General features: G+C 74.1%; 15 protein-coding genes. 2 read left to right on the forward strand and 13 right to left on the reverse strand.

The annotated features are described in order from the left end of the window. Positions 1 to 65: 65 nt before the first annotated feature. Entirely contained in the window at positions 66 to 917 is an 852-nt protein-coding gene (locus SXIN_RS04990; protein ID WP_039823225.1) for a phosphotransferase enzyme family protein, read from the forward strand. Between the two features lie 81 nt (positions 918 to 998). Here the strand turns inward: SXIN_RS04990 and SXIN_RS04995 are convergent, their stop codons facing one another. Beyond that, complete coding sequence (locus SXIN_RS04995; protein ID WP_019710859.1) at positions 999 to 1,922, reverse strand: LysR family transcriptional regulator; 924 nt, start codon at positions 1,920 to 1,922, stop codon at positions 999 to 1,001. A gap of 238 nt (positions 1,923 to 2,160) precedes the next feature. Here SXIN_RS04995 and SXIN_RS05000 point away from each other — a divergent pair, with 238 nt between their 5' ends. Further along, positions 2,161 to 2,367: a hypothetical protein gene (locus tag SXIN_RS05000; RefSeq protein ID WP_019710860.1), complete on the forward strand. Its 207-nt coding sequence runs from the start codon at positions 2,161 to 2,163 to the stop codon at positions 2,365 to 2,367. Positions 2,368 to 2,404: 37 nt separating this feature from the next. Here the strand turns inward: SXIN_RS05000 and SXIN_RS05005 are convergent, their stop codons facing one another. The 12 genes from SXIN_RS05005 to SXIN_RS05060 all read right to left on the reverse strand — a co-directional run bounded on the left by SXIN_RS05005 (position 2,405) and on the right by SXIN_RS05060 (position 16,202). After that, positions 2,405 to 5,257: an AfsR/SARP family transcriptional regulator gene (locus SXIN_RS05005; protein WP_107501186.1), complete on the reverse strand. Its 2,853-nt coding sequence runs from the start codon at positions 5,255 to 5,257 to the stop codon at positions 2,405 to 2,407. Positions 5,258 to 5,467: 210 nt separating this feature from the next. Then, complete coding sequence (locus SXIN_RS05010; RefSeq protein ID WP_019710862.1) at positions 5,468 to 7,090, reverse strand: D-alanine--poly(phosphoribitol) ligase; 1,623 nt, start codon at positions 7,088 to 7,090, stop codon at positions 5,468 to 5,470. 20 nt (positions 7,091 to 7,110) lie between these two features. Next, positions 7,111 to 7,635: a flavin reductase family protein gene (locus SXIN_RS05015; protein WP_019710863.1), complete on the reverse strand. Its 525-nt coding sequence runs from the start codon at positions 7,633 to 7,635 to the stop codon at positions 7,111 to 7,113. A gap of 14 nt (positions 7,636 to 7,649) precedes the next feature. After that, positions 7,650 to 9,215 (reverse strand): amino acid adenylation domain-containing protein, encoded by a 1,566-nt coding sequence (locus SXIN_RS05020; RefSeq protein ID WP_019710864.1) that lies wholly within the window; start codon positions 9,213 to 9,215, stop codon positions 7,650 to 7,652. Beyond that, positions 9,212 to 10,183: a hypothetical protein gene (locus SXIN_RS05025; RefSeq protein WP_095756636.1), complete on the reverse strand. Its 972-nt coding sequence runs from the start codon at positions 10,181 to 10,183 to the stop codon at positions 9,212 to 9,214. The genes SXIN_RS05020 and SXIN_RS05025 overlap by 4 nt, the downstream gene beginning before the upstream one ends. Beyond that, positions 10,180 to 10,788, reverse strand: coding sequence for a 4'-phosphopantetheinyl transferase family protein (locus SXIN_RS05030; protein ID WP_095756637.1), 609 nt, complete (start codon positions 10,786 to 10,788; stop codon positions 10,180 to 10,182). The genes SXIN_RS05025 and SXIN_RS05030 overlap by 4 nt, the downstream gene beginning before the upstream one ends. Continuing rightward, on the reverse strand, positions 10,785 to 11,924 hold the full coding sequence (locus SXIN_RS05035) for an acyl-CoA dehydrogenase family protein (RefSeq protein WP_238153677.1): 1,140 nt from the start codon (positions 11,922 to 11,924) through the stop codon (positions 10,785 to 10,787). Before SXIN_RS05035 ends, SXIN_RS05030 begins: the two co-directional genes overlap by 4 nt. Further along, positions 11,917 to 13,116, reverse strand: coding sequence for an acyl-CoA dehydrogenase family protein (locus SXIN_RS05040; protein WP_095756638.1), 1,200 nt, complete (start codon positions 13,114 to 13,116; stop codon positions 11,917 to 11,919). The genes SXIN_RS05035 and SXIN_RS05040 overlap by 8 nt, the downstream gene beginning before the upstream one ends. Next, positions 13,113 to 13,373: an acyl carrier protein gene (locus SXIN_RS05045; RefSeq protein ID WP_019706850.1), complete on the reverse strand. Its 261-nt coding sequence runs from the start codon at positions 13,371 to 13,373 to the stop codon at positions 13,113 to 13,115. The genes SXIN_RS05040 and SXIN_RS05045 overlap by 4 nt, the downstream gene beginning before the upstream one ends. Positions 13,374 to 13,405: 32 nt before the next feature. Then, positions 13,406 to 14,533 carry an acyl carrier protein gene (locus SXIN_RS05050; RefSeq protein ID WP_095757930.1) on the reverse strand — a complete coding sequence of 376 codons (1,128 nt, stop codon included), beginning with the start codon at positions 14,531 to 14,533 and terminating at the stop codon, positions 13,406 to 13,408. Further along, positions 14,530 to 15,918: a TrpB-like pyridoxal phosphate-dependent enzyme gene (locus SXIN_RS05055; protein ID WP_095756639.1), complete on the reverse strand. Its 1,389-nt coding sequence runs from the start codon at positions 15,916 to 15,918 to the stop codon at positions 14,530 to 14,532. Before SXIN_RS05055 ends, SXIN_RS05050 begins: the two co-directional genes overlap by 4 nt. Continuing rightward, entirely contained in the window at positions 15,915 to 16,202 is a 288-nt protein-coding gene (locus SXIN_RS05060) for an acyl carrier protein (protein WP_019710866.1), read from the reverse strand. Before SXIN_RS05060 ends, SXIN_RS05055 begins: the two co-directional genes overlap by 4 nt. Between the last annotated feature and the right edge of the window lie 51 nt (positions 16,203 to 16,253).

Below are 16,253 nucleotides of genomic sequence, written 5' to 3' on the forward strand. Positions count from 1 at the left end.
AGGGTGCGCTGGTCGCACCATCGGGAACGCTGTGTCAGCGCTTACGGGAGAGGGGCCGGGGGACGATGCAGGCGTCAGAGGTTCCGCGTGCGGTGGCCGCGGCCGTGTCGATCGCCTCGTCCCTCGGCCTGACGGCCGACGACGCGATCGTTCTGCATGACTCGAACAAGCTCACGCTGCGTCTGCTGCCCTGTGACGTCCTGGCCCGGGTGGCACCCGCGGCGCAGCAGGTCGCACAGTTCGAAGTCGGGCTCGCTCAGCGGCTCGCCGCATTCGGATGCCCCGTGGCGGCTCTCGATCCGCGGGTGGAGCCGCGCGTCCATGAGCGTGACGGCTTCGTGGTCACACTGTGGACCTACTACGAACCCGTGTCACCCGGAGAGGTCTCACCAGCCGCTTACGCCGAGGCGCTCGCGCGGCTGCACACCGGCATGCGCGAACTCGCTGTCCCGGCGCCGCACTTCACGGACCGGGTGGAGCGGGCTCGGCGCCTCGTGGCGCACCGCGACCGCACTCCGGCGCTCGCCGACGCGGACCGGGAGCTGCTCGGTGACACGCTGGGACGCCTGAGCCGGGTGATCGTCGAGCGGGGCGGCGCCGGGCAGTTGCTGCACGGCGAGCCGCACCCGGGCAACGTCCTCTCCACGGAGAACGGGCTGCTGTTCATCGACTTGGAGACGTGCTGCCGTGGGCCCGTCGAATTCGACCTCGCCCATGCGCCCGAGGAGGTCGGCGAGCACTATCCGGGTGCGGACCGGGACGTGCTGCGCGAGTGCCGGATCCTCGTCCTGGCGATGGTCACGGCCTGGCGCTGGGACCGGGACGACCAGCTCCCGGGCGGGCACCGGCTGGGCACGGAGTGGCTCGGCCGGATCCGGGCAGCGCTCGGTCGCGCAGGCCCGGATGCGCCTGGCTGATGGCTCCGCCCGGTGGCCGACGGCCCGGTTGACGGCAGTCCCTGCCCCGGGGTGGGGCCGCGGTGTCCGGGCCCCCATCGGTCAGTGGAGGACGCCGTCGGCGGGCTCCGTCTCGTGCTGCTCCTTGACGACGCGGACGGCGGAGTCCACCAGCGCGTCGACGCCGGTGTTGCAGGTGTGGCCCGCACGCCAGACGATCTGGGAGTACGCCTCGAACGGCACCGTCCAGCCGATCCGGAAGAGCTGCCGTTCCTCCAGTTCCCTCCGCACCGTGACCAGCGGCAGCAGGGCCATGCCCAGTCCCAGGTGGACACTGCGCTTCACCGCGTCCACGGATCCCAGTTCGAAGATCCTGGGGCGCTCGGCGGCCCGGTGCAGGCCGATGGCCTGCTCGTACCGCGTGTGGTATTCGGCGTTGTTGTCGGCCCGGGTCAGCGAGGCGGTCCGCAGGTCCGCGTCGGTGATCTCGGTCCTGTCGACGAGCAGGTGGCTCGGCCCTCCCACCAGGACGAGCGGTTCGGGGCAGAGCACCGCCGACCGCAGGCCCTCCCGCTCGTGCCGGGTGTCGATGATGAAGGCGCAGTCCAGCCGGCCGTCCCGGACGTCGGCGACGGAGGTGCCCGAGGCCGCGGTGTGGATCGACACCTGCAGCTTGGGATAGCGCCAGAACAGGTACTCGACCAGGGGCGGCAGCCGGTAGCTCGCCAGGCTCTCGACGGCGCCGATGTCGAGCCGGCCGTGCGGCTGCCCACCGGAGCCGACGGCCTGGCGGGCGTGTCCGGTCAGTCTGACGATCTCCCGGGCATACGGCAGCAGGTCGGTGCCGGCCGGGGTCGGCCGGACGCCGCTGGGCAGCCGGTCCACCAGGGTGGTGCCGAGCGTCACCTCCAGCGACTTGATCCGCGTCGTCACGGTGGGCTGTGACAGGCCCAGCCGGGCCGCGGCCCTGGTGAAACTGCCGGCCTCCACAACGGTGATGAAGGCGTCGAGCTGGGGTACGTCCACGTCTTTGTCCTCCTGGCGTCGAGCCGCTCCCGCAGGGTGTCCCGCGGCCCCAGCATCGCCGCGGAACGCTTTCGCCCGGCTATCACCGGGGCAACCCCGGCGGTGATAGCCCCCGCGATAGCACGCCGCCGGCCGCCGATAGTCCGCCGATGCCGCCCGTTCCTAACGTCGTTCCCGTCATCGGCTCCCCGGCCACCGCCGGCGGCGGCCACCGCGATCGAACCGAAGGAGCAAGCCAGTGACGAGGAAGCCGATCTTCGCCCGGGTGACCGTTCTGCTGACCGCGGCCCTCGTCGGCTCGGGCGTCTGCCTGACAACGGCGGACCACGGCGTGTCCCGCGCGGGCACCGTGGACCGGGCCTTCAGCGACACTCCCTGGCCGGGTCCGGGCGGGACCGCCCTGGCCGGCGCGCTCGACGACACCCCCTGGCCCGTCGGCCCCTGACCGGGCCGCGGCCCCGTCCCCCCGGGGCCCCGGGCTCTCAGTCCGCCAGCAGGCGAGCCAGTTCCAGCCGCGTCTCGGCCGCCGCCACCTGGTCCATCGCCTGCTCACAGATCTCGACCGCTTCCCGGAGCTGCCGCTCGGCCTCCTCGCGGCGCCCCAGCCGGGCGTTGACGCTCCCCAGACGGCGCAGGATGCGGATCTCACCCACCATGTCGCGGCTCTCCCGCACCACGCCGAGCAGTTCCCTCAGCACCGCGTCGGCCTCCTCGTACCGCCCCTGATGCTGCATGAGGTCACTCAGCACATACCGGGCCTGGGACCGGACCCGGTTGCCGCCGGTCGCGCCGCACACGTCGAAGGCCTCGTCCAGATGGCGTGCCGCGCCCTGTTCGTCCTCCCGGTCCAGCTCGATCCGGGCCATGTGGAGCAGGACGTTGGCCCGTCCGATGCTGTCTCCGACCCGGGTGAACTCCTCCAGGGCCGACCGGTAGGACTCCATGGCGTGTTCCTCGCGGCCGCGGCGCTGTTCGAGCAGGGCCCGGTTGCGCAGCGCCATCGCCCGGCCGTGCGGGTCGTCGATATCGGAGAAGATCACCAGGGCGGAGTCGAGCCGGCGGCCGGCCGCGGTGAGCTGGGAGCGGCTGAGGTGGAGCGTGCTCAGGGAGCAGAGCAGGGCCGCTTCCCCGCGGCGGTTGCCGGCCGCGGTCACCGCTTCGAGGGCGCGCAGATGGGTGCGTTCCCAGTCGTCGAAGTAGCACCGGGCCTCGAACAGAGTGACCAGCGTGGTCGCCAGGTTCCAGCAGGGCTCGTCCAGACCCGCGTCGGCGGCCAGGCCCACGGCCGAGCACAGTTGGGTGTGCTCCGACTCCAGCCAGCCCAGCGGGTCGGCGAGCACCTCGTCGAGGTAGGCGGCCGGGTGGTGCCACAGCGGCGCGTTTCCGTGCAGCACCGTGAAGTCGCCGCCGTAGATGCGGCGGTGGGCCTCGGCGGCCAGGGCGAGCCAGCCGCCGACGACTCTGCCCAGCGCGGCGTCACGGTGGTCGGCGGGGTCCTCGCGGTGCAGGTGCTCCCGGGCGAACAGCCGGATGAGCCCGTGCAGCCGGTAGCGCAGCTCTCCGGCACGGTCCGTGGTGGCGAACTCCACCATCTGCGCGTCGACCAGGGTTTCCAGGAGTTCGGCCGCCTGGTAGAGGTCCGTGTCCAGCAGCGCCGCGGCGACCCAGGGCGGGAAGGCGGTGCCGTCCAGCGCGCTGAGCAGTCGCAGCAGCAGCCGGGCGCGATCGCTCAGGCCGTCGTAGCTCAGGGCCAGGCTGGAGCGGACGACCAGTTCGCCGTGGGCGAGTTCGTCCAGCCGGCGGCGCTCGTCGGAGAGCCGCTCCAGCATCCAGGCCAGCGACCAGTGGGGGCGGGCCGCGAGCCGGGCGGCGACGATGCGCAGGGCCAGCGGCAGGTGCCCCACCATGCGGACCAGTTCGCCGGCCGCGGCGTCCTCGGAGCCGGCCCGCTGCTCCCCGATGACCTTCGCCAGCATCCCGAGGGCCTCGTCATGTCCGAAGACGTCCACGTCCAGGACACGGGCGCCGGCCAGGCCGGTGAGCCGGACCCGGCTGGTGACGAGGACGGCGCAGTCGCCGCTTCCCGGCAGCAGCGGCTGGACCTGGGTGTCGGTGGCCGCGTCGTCGAGAACCACGAGGGCGCGCCGGCTCGCCAGCAGGTGCCGGTACATCTCCGCGCGTTCCTCGGTGGACTCCGGGATCGAGGTGCCCGGGATGCCCAGGGCCCGCAGGAACCGGCCGAGCACGTCTCCGGCCGCTGCCGGGCTGTTCCGGGTGCCGCCCAGGTCGCAGTAGAACTGGCCGTCGGGGAACCGGTCGGCGAGCCGGTGGGCCAGGTGCACGGCGAGGGCGCTCTTCCCGGCGCCCGGTTTGCCGGCGAGGACGACCACCCGGGTGGCGCGGTGGTCCCCGTCGTCGCCGAGCAGCCGGGTGGCCTCGTCGATGCGGCCCTCCCGTCCGGCGAAGTCGCTGATGTCAGTGGGTAGTTGGCGGGGGGCCACCAGTCCGGGCGGGGCCGGCGGCTCCGGCCGGCGGACGGACGACACGGGTCGGCCGGGCCGCAGCCCGGGGTCGCCGGCGAGGATCGCGGACTCCAGGTTCCGCAGTTCCTCCCCGGGCTCCAGGCCGAGTTGCTCGATCAGCAGCCGGCGCCCCCTGCGGTAGGTCTCCAGGGCCTCGGCCTGGCGGCCGGAGCGGAAGAGGGCCAGCATCAGCAGGCTCCGCGCCCGCTCGCGCAGCGGGTGCTCGTCGACCAGCGCGCTCAGTTCCCCGATCAGCTGGTGGTGCCGGCCGAGGCGCAGCTGGAGTTCCATGGAGGTCTCCGTGGCGGCCAGCCGCTCCTCGTTGAGCTGGACGGCCCGGGCCTGCAGCCGGGGGCTGGGCATACCGCTCAACGCGGGGCCGCGCCAGAGGGCCAGGGCCCGCCGCGTGTGCTCGGCGGCGTCGGCGGTGCGGTCCCGGCGGGCGAGTTCCTCGGCCCGGGCCATGAGAGCGGTGAACAGCCGGGCATCGACCTGCTCGTCGGGGACCTGCAGCAGATAGCCGGGTTCCCGGGTGAGGATGACGTGTTCGTGTTCCGCCTTGGTCAGGCCGGTCCGGAGCGCGGAGACGGCGATGTGGACCTGGGTGCGGGCGGTGGGCGGGGGGTCGTCGTCCCAGAGCACGTCGATCAGGTGGTCGATGCCGACCACGCGGTTGGCGCCCAGCAGGAGCGCACTGAGCACGGTCTGCTGCCGTCCGCGGGGGATGCGGACGCTGCGCCGGTCCGGGGTCTCCACGGCCAGCGGGCCCAGTATCCGGTAGACCGGTGAATCCAGCCCCACTTCGGGCGTCACGACCACACGTTCATCCTTTCCCGGCTACAGGTCAGGTGTTCGATACGGTTGCCCTGCGAACTCTGTGGGGGCGCTGTTCTGACGGCTCATCACCGCTGTGCACAGCCCGGCGAGTGTAACCCGGGAGTGAAGCTGTGGGCACGACGGATAAGAGCCATGGTCCCGGGCGGCGTTTCTGCCATGTCACCGGCGGCGCGCCGCCCGGGGGGGTCATTCCGCGTGACCGTCCTCGCGCCACCCCCTCTCCCGCGCCGCCCGCCCGGCCAGCGCCGTCCGGTCGACCTTGCCGTTCGGGGTCACCGGGAGCTCGCCGGCCGTGAACGTCGTGCCCGGCACCATGTAGCCGGGCAGCGTCTGCCGGCAGAAGTCGGTCAGTTCCGTCTGTCCGGCCGGCGGCGTGCCCGGGGCGGGCACGACGAACGCGGCCAGTTCCGGTTCCCCCGAGGGCGGCTGCAGCACCAGGGCCGTGGCCGCGGTGACACCGGGGTGCTCCAACAGCCGGCGTTCGACCTCGCCGAGTTCCACCCGGTTGCCGCGGATCTGCACCTGGGAGTCGGCGCGTCCGCAGAAGTACAGCTCCCCGTGCTCCCCCCGGTAGGCCAGATCCCCGGTGCGGAACACGACCTGGCCGGAGCGCGGTTCGAGCGGATCGGGAACCAGCGCGGCCCGGGTGGCGTCCGGGTCGTCCCAGTAGCCGGTGAACAGGGCGGGGCTGCGCAGATATATCTCGCCGGTGACACCGGGCTCCCCGATGGGCCGGCCCAGCTCGTCGATGACCGTCATCTCGGCGCCCGGGTGCGCGAAGCCGATGGAGAGCCGCTCCGTGTCCTCGGTGAGCGGGTCGGGAACGTCGGTGAAGGAGCATGCCATCGACTCGGTGGCGCCGTAGCAGTTGACGAGCCGGGCCTGGGGCAGGAGTTGCTGGAGGCGGCGCAGTTCGGGCAGCGGGAACTCCTCCCCGCAGAACAGGACGCCGCGCACGGAGTCCAGCCGGGCGAGCTGGTCCGGAAGGTGCCGCAGCGCCTGCCGCCAGATCGACGGCACCCCGTTGACCTGGGTGGCGCCGGTCTCCCGCAGGACGCGCAGGAAGCGGCTCGGCCAGCGCAGCAGGGAGCGGGGAACGGGAACGACGGCCGCCCCGCTGCCCAGCGCGAGTCCGATGTCCAGCAGGGAGAAGTCGAACTGCAGCGGGGAGGTGGTGGCGACCCGGTCCCGCTCGGTGACGATGCCGTGGTGCAGCATGCCCCGGTAGAACGAGAGCACGGCGCGGTGGCTCATCACCACGCCCTTGGGTCGGCCCGTGGTGCCCGAGGTGAAGATGATGTAGGCGGTGTCGGTGGTGACGGATTCCCGGCGGTGGCGCCTGCGCGGTGCCGGGATGCGTTCGATCACCAGCCCGTCCGGCCCGAACCGCCCGTCGGCCGGCCGGCCCGTGAGCCCCTGGCGGCTCAGTCCCGCCGCGCGCAGGTAGAGCGCGGGGTCGGCGGTGGACAGGATGGTGCGCAGCCGCTCGTCCGGGGTCTCGGGGCTGACCGGGATGAACGGCAGTCCCAGTGAGGAGCAGGCCAGGAGGGCCGCGATGGCGTGGGCCGAGGTGTCGGACTCCAGGACGACCCGGTCCCCGATGTCGAGGCCCAGCCCGTCCAGCCCGGCGGCGTACTCGTGGACCAGGTGCGCCAGCTGCCGGTAGGAGGTGGTGCGAAGGCCCTGCTCTCCGGTGTACTCGACGACCGCGGGACGGTCCGGCGCGGTGCCGGCCGCGGCCAGCATGAACTCGTGCAGGGTCCCCGGCGGCGCGCCGACGGGGGTGGTGCTCTCCAGATGCACGCTCACGGCGGTTCTGCCTCCTGTGGTCAGGCGCTGCGGAGTTCCGGGGGCGCGGCCACGGCGTGGCCCACCCCGTCCAGCAGTACGAGCGGGGTGTCCACGCGGGTCCGGGTGAGCCGCACGGTGCCCATCAGCAGCGTGTGGTCCAGCGCCGGGACGGCTTCCGCGAGCCGGCACACGACGGTGGCCGAGGCGTCGTCCAGGACGGGAACGCCGTCCCACAGCGAGTACGGCACCCCGTCGAAGCGGTGCCGGGGGTCGCCGGCGGCGAACCGGCGGCACAGCTCGCGCTGGTTCCAGGAAAGGACGTTCACGGCGAACTCCCCCGCGGACAGCACGTCGCCGAGCGTGCGGCCGGCCGAGCGCAGTGACACCACGAGTGTCGGCGGGCGCAGCGACAGCGACATGACCGAGGTCGCGGTGCAGCCGGTGGCGCCGGCCGGGGTGGCCGCGGTGATCACGGTGACGCAGCTCGGGAAGCGGGACATGGTCCGGCGGTAGGAGGTCTCGTCCACGGCGTCCAGGACGCCGGTCCGCAGATCTGTGGTCACGCGCCACTCCTCCCTCAGACGTCCGCTGCCGGGGCCAGCGCCGTGGCCAGCACCTTGCGGTCGACCTTGCCGTTGGGGTTCAGCGGCAGTTCGTCGAGCGCCGTGATCTCCCGGGGCACCATGTAGGCGGGCAGCCGGGTGCGCAGCGCGTCGAGCAGCGCCTCCGGGTCGTCGGCGGTGCCGGTGTAGGCGGCCGCCAGTTCGATCTCGCCGTCCGGGGCCCGCAGGGCGACGACCACCGCCTCGGTGACTCCGGGCTGCCGGAGCAGGACGGCCTCGATCTCGCCCAGTTCGATGCGGTAGCCGCGCACCTTGAGCTGGTGGTCCAGCCGGCCGAGGTGGACGAGCTGGCCGTCCTCCGTGCGCACCCGGTCGCCGGTGCGGTACCAGTGCCCGGCCGTCAGCGGCTCCGAGCCGTCGTAGGGCGTGGCCCGCCGCCCGTCGAAGGAGTGGAACCGGCCGGTGTTGTCGGCCGGTTCCAGATAGCCGGGGAACCGCTGAGATCCGCGCACGCACAGCTCGCCGTCGTCGGCAGGGCGGCCGTCCTCGTCCAGGACGAGGTGCTCCTGGCCCGGGTAGGGGGTGCCGATGGGGACCGTGCCGTTGGCCGGGCGCGGCCAGTCCGCCACCTGCGCGGGCAGGCGGAACTCGGTCCAGGTGACGGTCATCTCGGTCGGGCCGTAGATGTTCTCCAGCACCGTGTCCGGGGCCGCGTCCCGCCACGCCTCCGCCAGCTTCAGCGTCAGGGCCTCGCCACAGAACAGGCTCCACCGCAGCGTCGGCATGCTGCCGGGGGCCAGGGCGCGCAGCCGCAGCGCGATGGAGGCGACGGAGGGCACGGAGTTCCAGTGGGTGATGCGCCGGCGGTTGACGAAGCGGACCGGGGCGAGCAGGTCGTTCGGGCCGGGGACGACGAGGGTGGCTCCCGAGCCCCAGGCGGCGAACATGTCGTACACGGACGGGTCGAAGGTGAGGTCGAAGGTCTGTGAGACCCGGGCCCGCGGGCCCAGTTCGTAGCGCGGTATGACGTGCCGCAGGTAGGCGGATACGTTGGTGTGCCGGATCGGCACACCCTTGGGGGTGCCCGTGGATCCGGAGGTGAAGAGGATGTAGGCCAGGTCGTCGCCGGTCGCGGCGGGGTCGGGGAGCGCGGGGACGGGCCCGGTGCGCAGGTCCCGCGTCTCGTCGGCGGTCAGCGCCAGGACAGGCACCGGCAGTTCACGCCACGCCGGCACGCGTGCGTCGGCGATCACCAGGTCGAGCCCGGCGGCCTCGGCGATGGCGGTGTTGCGTGCCAGGGGGAAGCCGGGGTTGAGCGGGACGACCGTGGCGCCCAGTCGCTGGACGGCCAGATAGCCCGTGTAGGCCAGGGTGCAGCGGGAGGCGAGCAGCCCGACACGTGCCGGGACCCCGCCGTGCCGGTCCACGAGGCGGCCCGCGAGGCGGGCGGCCGCGGCGTCCAGTTCGGCGTAGCTCAGCGTGTCGTCCGCGACTTCGAGGGCGGTCTGCGCGTCGCCGTGCGCGGCGACGGACGCCGCGAACCAGTCGTACATCGTCCAGTTGGTCCGTTGGTCGGTCATCGGGACGTGTCCTCCTTCGGGATACGGGCCATGGTGGTGATCACGTCGTGGAACGCCTTCCGCACGACGCCGGGGCGGGGGCGTCCGCGCTCCGCGGAAGCGGCGGCGAACCGCAGGGAGCGCGGCAGCTCCGACCAGCTCGCGGCGGCCGCGAGAGCGGGGGCGCGGGGCAGCAGCCCGGCGCCGGCGAGCCGGTGGAGCCGGTGCCTGTGGTGCCGTGCGGCGGCCCACAGGTCGTCGGTGTTGCGGGCCAGCGTCTCCCCGTCGGCGGCGAGCCGGCCGGCCAGGAACTCCAGTACGGCCAGGGGCTCCTCCAGCCACTCGCCCGCACGGCGCGGTTCCGGTGCGGCGGGTCCCCACGCCAGCCAGCGGTGGTGCGCGGGGTCGGGCAGGGCGACGGCCGTTCCCAGCGCGTGGGCGTCGCGCAGCCGGGCCTCCGGCGCGGGACGGGGGATGGGCGTCAGCGCGGCGCGCAGCCCGTCCTCGTCCAGCAGGCCGGAGTACGGGTGCTGCTCGCCGTCCGGCAGGAGCGCCGCGAAGTGGTCGGTCACCCGCCAGCGGGGCCCGTCGCCGGGCACCGGCTCCAGCAGCACCCAGTGCGGGGCGTCCTGTTTGCGGTGGGCCGGGCACCAGGGCAGGGTGCGGGTGTTGCCGACGGCCAGCACCCGGCCCTCCCGCGCCGCCTCGTCCTCGATGCCGGCACGGGCCGCGGTCCAGTCGGCTGCGGCCCGGTAGCCGAGTTCGCGGCCGTCCGCCGTGCGGTCGACGCGCCGGTGGTGGGAGAAGGCCAGTCCGGTGCCGGGCGCGTCGGTGCGGACCGCGAGGCGTACGGCGTGCGCCAGCCGGTCCGCCGCGTCCGGCAGCCGGGAGCGCAGGTGGGCGACGAGGTTGGTGGTGTAGCAGCTGAGTTCGGCCTCTCCCGGCGGTCCGGTCGGCACGGTCGGCGCGGTCGGCGCGGGTGCGGTCATGGCAGCTCCTTCCACGCACAGCTCAGGGGGGTTCCGGACTGCTCGCGCAGGCTGCGCCAGCGGAACGCCCGCCAGGTGCCGGTGCGGCTCCGGGGCGGGACGTCGATGGACCAGGGGCTGCCGGCCAGCCCCGTGCTCGCGGCCTTCACGCACGCCTCCTGCACCGTCCAGACCCAGGCGAACTCGCGAGCCCGGTCGGGTGGTTCCAGGGAGGCGAGATCCGCCGTGTACGGCGGCCGCACGCAGCGGCGCAGCAGCGCGTCGTCGAGTTCCCCGGGCGGGGTCTGGACGTCGACGCCCACCGCGTGACCGGGGGCGGCGCAGGCCGCGTAGTGGCCGTTGTCGTGCGCCACGTTGATGCCCACCCATTCCCAGCCGGCCAGTACCGGCTTGCCGTTGGGCCCGGGGACCACGGCCGCGCCGGCGGCCGACGGCAGCACGGCGGCCAGCAGGCGGCGCAGGAGCGCCCGGCCGGCGAGGAACTCCTCGGCCCGCCAGCCGGGCATGCCGGCCGATGCCCCGACGTCCCGGGGATCGGCCGACCGCAGCCCGGTGCCGTGGTGCGCCACCGCCCACACGCCGGGGGCCACCTCGATCAGGTTCATGGCGACAGCTCCCGGAGTACGGTGTCGGCCGCCCCGGCGACGATCGACAGGACCACCTCGGTGCTTCCGCCCCCGATGCCGAACAGCGCGGCCTGGGGCCGCAGCCGCTGAGCGCCGCCGGGGGAGAAGCCCTCGGCGCCCTGGAAGTGGGCGCACTCGGAGAGCACTTCCTCCAGGACCGGCGCGATGCTGCTCTTGAGCAGCGCGCCGGAGGTGGTGTCGTGGTGGCGCGCCACTCGTTCCCCCAGCTCCCGCGTCAGCGCCTGCACCTGCCGTACGAGCACGAGGCACCGGCCCATCCGCTGCCGGACGGCGTCGGCGTCCCACAGCGTGCCGTCCTGCGTGGCCCGTTCGGACAGCCTGCGCTGGGTGTCGGCCAGCACCCTGCGGCACAGCGCGACGCCCCACAGGGCTCCGGCCAGCCGTTCCACGGCGATGTGCGCGGCGAACGCGGCCAGGGCGCGTCCCGGCCTGCCGACCAGGTGGTCGCGGGGCAGCCGCACGGCGTCGAAGGTGATGTGGCCGGTCCCGGAACCGTCGAACAGCCGGGTGTCGGCGGGCTCCACGGTGACGCCCGGGGCCGAGGCCGGGACCAGCACCCAGGTGAAGTTGGTGAAGTGCCGGCCGGGCCGGTGCCGGGCGAGCACGAGGAAGTGGTCCGCCTGCGTCGCGTTGGTGATCCACCGCTTGGTGCCGTTGAGTTCCAGCTCCGTGTCGCCGAGGCGCAGTTCGGTGCGGAGCGCGGCCAGGTCGGACCCCGCCGTCTCGTCGGTGGCGGCCAGGGCGACGACGGCCCTGCCCGCCAGCGCCTGCCGCTCGGCGCGCAGGGCCGGGGCCTGGTCCTGGCCGCGGGCCAGGGTCAGCAGCGGGACCGCGGTGGCGATCTGCACGCTGACCGCGAGGGTGGTGCCGATCCCGGTCCTGGCGTCGACGTCCGCCAGCAGCTCGCCCAGCCGGGCGGGGTCCACGCCGGCGGCCGGGTCGCCGTCGCGGAACACCGCGGCGATACGGCCGGCCGCGCCGAGCGCGGCCCACACCCGGCGTCCGTCGCTGTCGGGGGTGATCTCCGCGCCGGGGTCCGCGCGGGTTTCCTCCCTCGCCGGCCCGGGGAACGGCAGCACGGCAGGTTCAGACAAGGCGCACCTCCGGATCGAGCAGGGCCAGCCGCCCGTCGGCCAGGTGCAGCCGGTCGTTGTGGTAGTTGAGCGCCGCCGAGCGCAGGTCGCGCAGCGCCGCCTCCAGCCGGGTGGGCGAGTCCTTGAGGTAGCCGTGGCGGAGGCCGACCGCGTCGACAAGGTCCTCGACAGCCGCGAGGCACTGCTCCGACGCCGTGATCTTGAGTGCGTTCAGCAGCAGTTGGACGCGCGGTGCCGAGACATCGGCGGCGCCGGCGAAGACCTGCTCGGTGTGGCGCAGCAGGGCGTGTACGGAGTCCAGGCGCTGCCGTGCCCGGGAGAGCCTGCTCAGCAGCAGTTCGGAGCCGAGGTCGAAACGCCCGCGGCCGGCTCCGCGCATCAGGGTGAGGACGCGGGAGAGGGCTCCGCTCGCGGTGCCCAGCCAGCACGCGGACCAGCCGATATGGGCCAGCGGACCGAACACCTCGGTGGCGATCCGGGAGAACCGGCCGTGCTCGCCGACCACATGGTGACCGGGCACCCTGCCGGTCAGCCGCAGCGCGACGCTGTGGCTGGCCCGCATCCCCAGCGGCTGCCAGTCCCCGCTCTCCGTGATGTCGAGCTGGTCGCGGCGGGCGTGGACGAGGGAGACCTGGGTGGGCGAGTCCGCGCCGGGGCTGCGGAGCGTGATCAGGAAGCCGTCGGCGTGGGCGCCGCCCGTGACGATCGGGGCGAACCGGTCGATGACCAGGTCGTCGTCCTCGCCGGCCAGGGTCAGCCCCGCCTCGGCGCTGAGCAGATGACCGCCCTTGCCGGCCTCGGTGGTGACCGAGGCGAGGTAGCAGCGGCCCGCCGCGATCTCCGGCAGCAGCGTGTCGCGGAGCGCGGGGCCCGCGTGGCCGGCGACCCCGGCGACCTGCTGGCAGTGCATCGCGAAGATCATCGCGGTGGACATGTCGGCACGGCCGATCCTGATCGACGCGTCGGCCAGGTCGCCGACGGAACCGCCGAGGCCGCCGTACTCCACCGGCACGAGCAGGCCCAGCAGACCGGTCTCACGCATCGCGGCCAGAGCCTCGGCCGGGAAGGCCGCTTCCCGGTCGGTGCGGGCCGCGTGCGCCTCCGCCACCCGGGCGACCGTCTCGACGCGCTCGGGCAGGGACGGCCCGGCGCCGGCCGGCGGCGGGGTGCGGACGGGCGCGGTGACGGTCATGCCGCACCCGCCGCGGTGCCGGGCTCGGGGGCGGCCGTCCGGATGACGTTCCACAGGCTGCCCGCGGTGGCGAAGGTGGTGTCGTTGAGGTCGTCGTCCGGCAGCGAGACCCCGAAGGCGTCCTCGATGGCGAACAGCAGCTCGATGGACTGCATGGAGTCCAGCCCGAAGTCACGCAGCCCCGTCTCGGGGGTGATCTCGCGATTGCCGAGCAGTTTCAGGAAGGGGGTGAGCAGTTCGGTGAAGCGCGGATCCATCTCGGTGCTCCTTGTCGCGGTCGCGGTGCGGTTCAGGTCCGGGCCGACCCGAGGGCCAGCCGGCACAGGTCGTCGAGGTGGTGCAGGTTCTCCGGCAGCAGGTCCTCCGGGTCGAACTCGACGCCGAGGCGCTCCTCCAGCCCTTCGACGATCTCCACCACCCGGAAGGAGTCGAACCCCTGGAGGGCGGAGAGGTCCGGCGCCGCCAGCACGGCGCCGGTTCCGGTGCCGAGAGCCCCGGCCACGACGGCGGCGACCACGGTGCGCAGCCCGTCTGCCGCACCGCCGAAGACGGCCTCGTCGGCGGCGAGCGCGGCGGCGAGTCCGGGCAGCAGCCGCTCCGGCTCGGGACGGCCGCGCTGCACCCGGCGCAGCGCCATGAACGCCTGTTCGGCGAGCCGGTCCCACCGGCGCAGATGGTCCTCGGTCTCCGGCCCCGGCGGCCGGCCCCGGGCGGCGCGGCAGGCGGCGTGCAGCTTGCGGGATCGGGCCAGGAACCAGGTCTCGGCGGTGAGTTGGCCGAGCGCGGCCTCCCGGTCGGGGTGGTCCGCGAACGCGGCCACGTAGCGTTCCCGTTCCGCCGCCGGGGCCAGGTCGGTCCCGATGGGCCCGTTCCGTGGCGGGGCGGTGCCGTCGGCCGCCGGGTCCAGCAGCAGCACCACCGAGGCGGTGGGCAGCGCGTCCCAGTCCTGCTCCCAGTGGCCCGGCGCGGCCAGGCCCCAGGGAGTGGGGTTGTAGTAGGCGTCGGTGACGGCCGCCGCGCCCGACGGCGCCGGCTCGGCCAGGAAGCTGTGCTCCATGTGCCGCTGCCCGTGGTACGGCAGCCACGGCATGTGGTAGGCGTCGGCGACCACATAGAGCGTGCCGTGCCGTTCGGCCGCCTCCCGCAGCGCGGCGCCCGGCACCCGGTGCAGGCGCCCGCGCTCGGCCAGGCCCAGGGGGGACAGGCCGGCGAGCTGTTCCTGCAGCGGCGGCTCCACCGTGGGGAGCCCCGCGGGGCCCGGCCGCGGCCGGAAGCGCAGGGTGGCGCCGAGTTCGAGGTGGCGGCCGGCTCCGTGGAACCGGTCGGCGAGCACGGCCAGATTCGACTGGACGCAGTCGAGCAGTTCGGCGCGTACGGTGCCGAGGGCGTCCCGCACCGCGGCCGTCGCGGGCGTCATGACCACGCCCCCGCCGCCGTCGGGAGCGGCCGGCCGGAGGCGGCGGCCTCCCGTTCCGCGCCGACCGGTGCGAGCCCGGAGACCGCGGCGAGCAGCGCGGGGCCGTCGGGGGCCTCGTCCTCCAGTCCGCCGTCGAGCAGCTGCTCGTAGGCGGCGAGGTCGAGATAGCCGTGGCCGCTGACGCACACGAGGACACCGCGCCGGGCCCGCATGCCGTCGGTGCCGCCGGCGGCCAGCCGGGCGGCGGCCGCCAGGGCGTGCCCGGACTCCGGTGCGGGCAGCACGCCCTCGTGCAGGGTCAGCAGGCGTCCGGCGGCCAGAGCGTCCTTCTGGGTCACGGCGGTCGCCGCGATGTCACCGGAGTGCCGCAGCGCCGAGATGACCTTCGCCGCGCCGTGGAAGCGCAGGCCCGCGGAGTGCGCGTCCGGGATCCGGTAGTCGCTGCCGATGGTGTACATCGCCTCCATCGGTCCGGAGCCCGTCGCGTCCGTCTTGTCGTAGGCGTACACGCCCCGGGTGAGCTTGGGCGCGGTGCTGGACTCCGCCGCCACCAGGAGCGGCGGCTCGCCGCCGGCCGCGGACGCCGCGGACTCGGCGAAGAACGGCAGGGCGATGCCGCCGAAGTTGGAGCCGGCTCCCACGCAGCCGACCACCGCGTCGATGTCCGCGGCCTCCGCGGCGAGCTGCTCCCGTGCCTCCAGGCCGATCACCGACTGGTGCAGGATGCTGTACGTCTCGCCGCTGCCGATGGAGAACGCCGCGCCCTCGTGCCCGGCCGCGTACTCCACCGCCTCCCCGATGGCCAGCGACAGGCTGTTGCCGATCCGGTCGGCGGGTTCCGCGGAGATGCGGGTCAGCCCGCTGGGGCTGGAGTGCACCTCGGCCCCGAGCATCCGCATCAGCACGCCGCGGTAGGGCTTGCGGCGCAGGCTCGACCCGACCATGAACACCTTGCAGCGCAGCCCGAAGAGCGCGCAGGCGGCGGCCAGGGCGGTGCCCCACTGCCCCGCGCCGGTGCCGGTGACCAGCTCGCGGACGCCGGCCTTCCGGTAGTAGTGGGCCTGGGCCAGCGCGGTGTTCAGCTTGTGGCTGCCGGAGATGTTTCCGCCCTCGTACTTGACGTAGACGGGCACCCGGGCGCCGACCGCCCGTTCGAAGCCGGTGGCCCGCCACAGCGGGGTGGGCCGGAACCGGCGGTAGGCGTCGGCCACTTCCGCGGGTATCTGCCAGTACTCGCGCTCCAGCACGCTCTGCCGCACGAGTTCCATGGGGAGGTTCACGCTCACCGCCGAGCCCCCGGCGGACTCGGGGGTGCGGTCCGGCGGCATGGGCGTGCGCAGATGCGGCAGGACGCTGCGCCATGCCGTGGGGAGCGCGGCGGTCATCGCGACACCACCGCGCCGGACCGCACCACGTCCACCAGGTCGGCGACGGTGCGGAAGCTGCGCCCCACGAAGAGGTCGTCGGGGAGGACGACGTCCAGTTCGTCCTCGATGCGCACCAGCATCCCGACGAAGCCGAGCGAGTTGACCCGCAGCAGGTCCCCGACGAGTGGCTCGTCCTCGGTGATGTCGGCGGGGCTGAGGGACAGCCGGGACTCGGCGATGACGACGCGCTTCACGGCGTCGGCGACCGCCGCCCGGTCGAGCTGTTCTTCCACAGTGGACATGAGGACCTCTCGGTTGTCTGGGGGCCGGAGCGCGGGACGTCCGGCGTTCGA

Origin of the sequence: Streptomyces xinghaiensis S187, from assembly GCF_000220705.2 — a bacterium.
Lineage (GTDB): Bacteria > Actinomycetota > Actinomycetes > Streptomycetales > Streptomycetaceae > Streptomyces > Streptomyces xinghaiensis.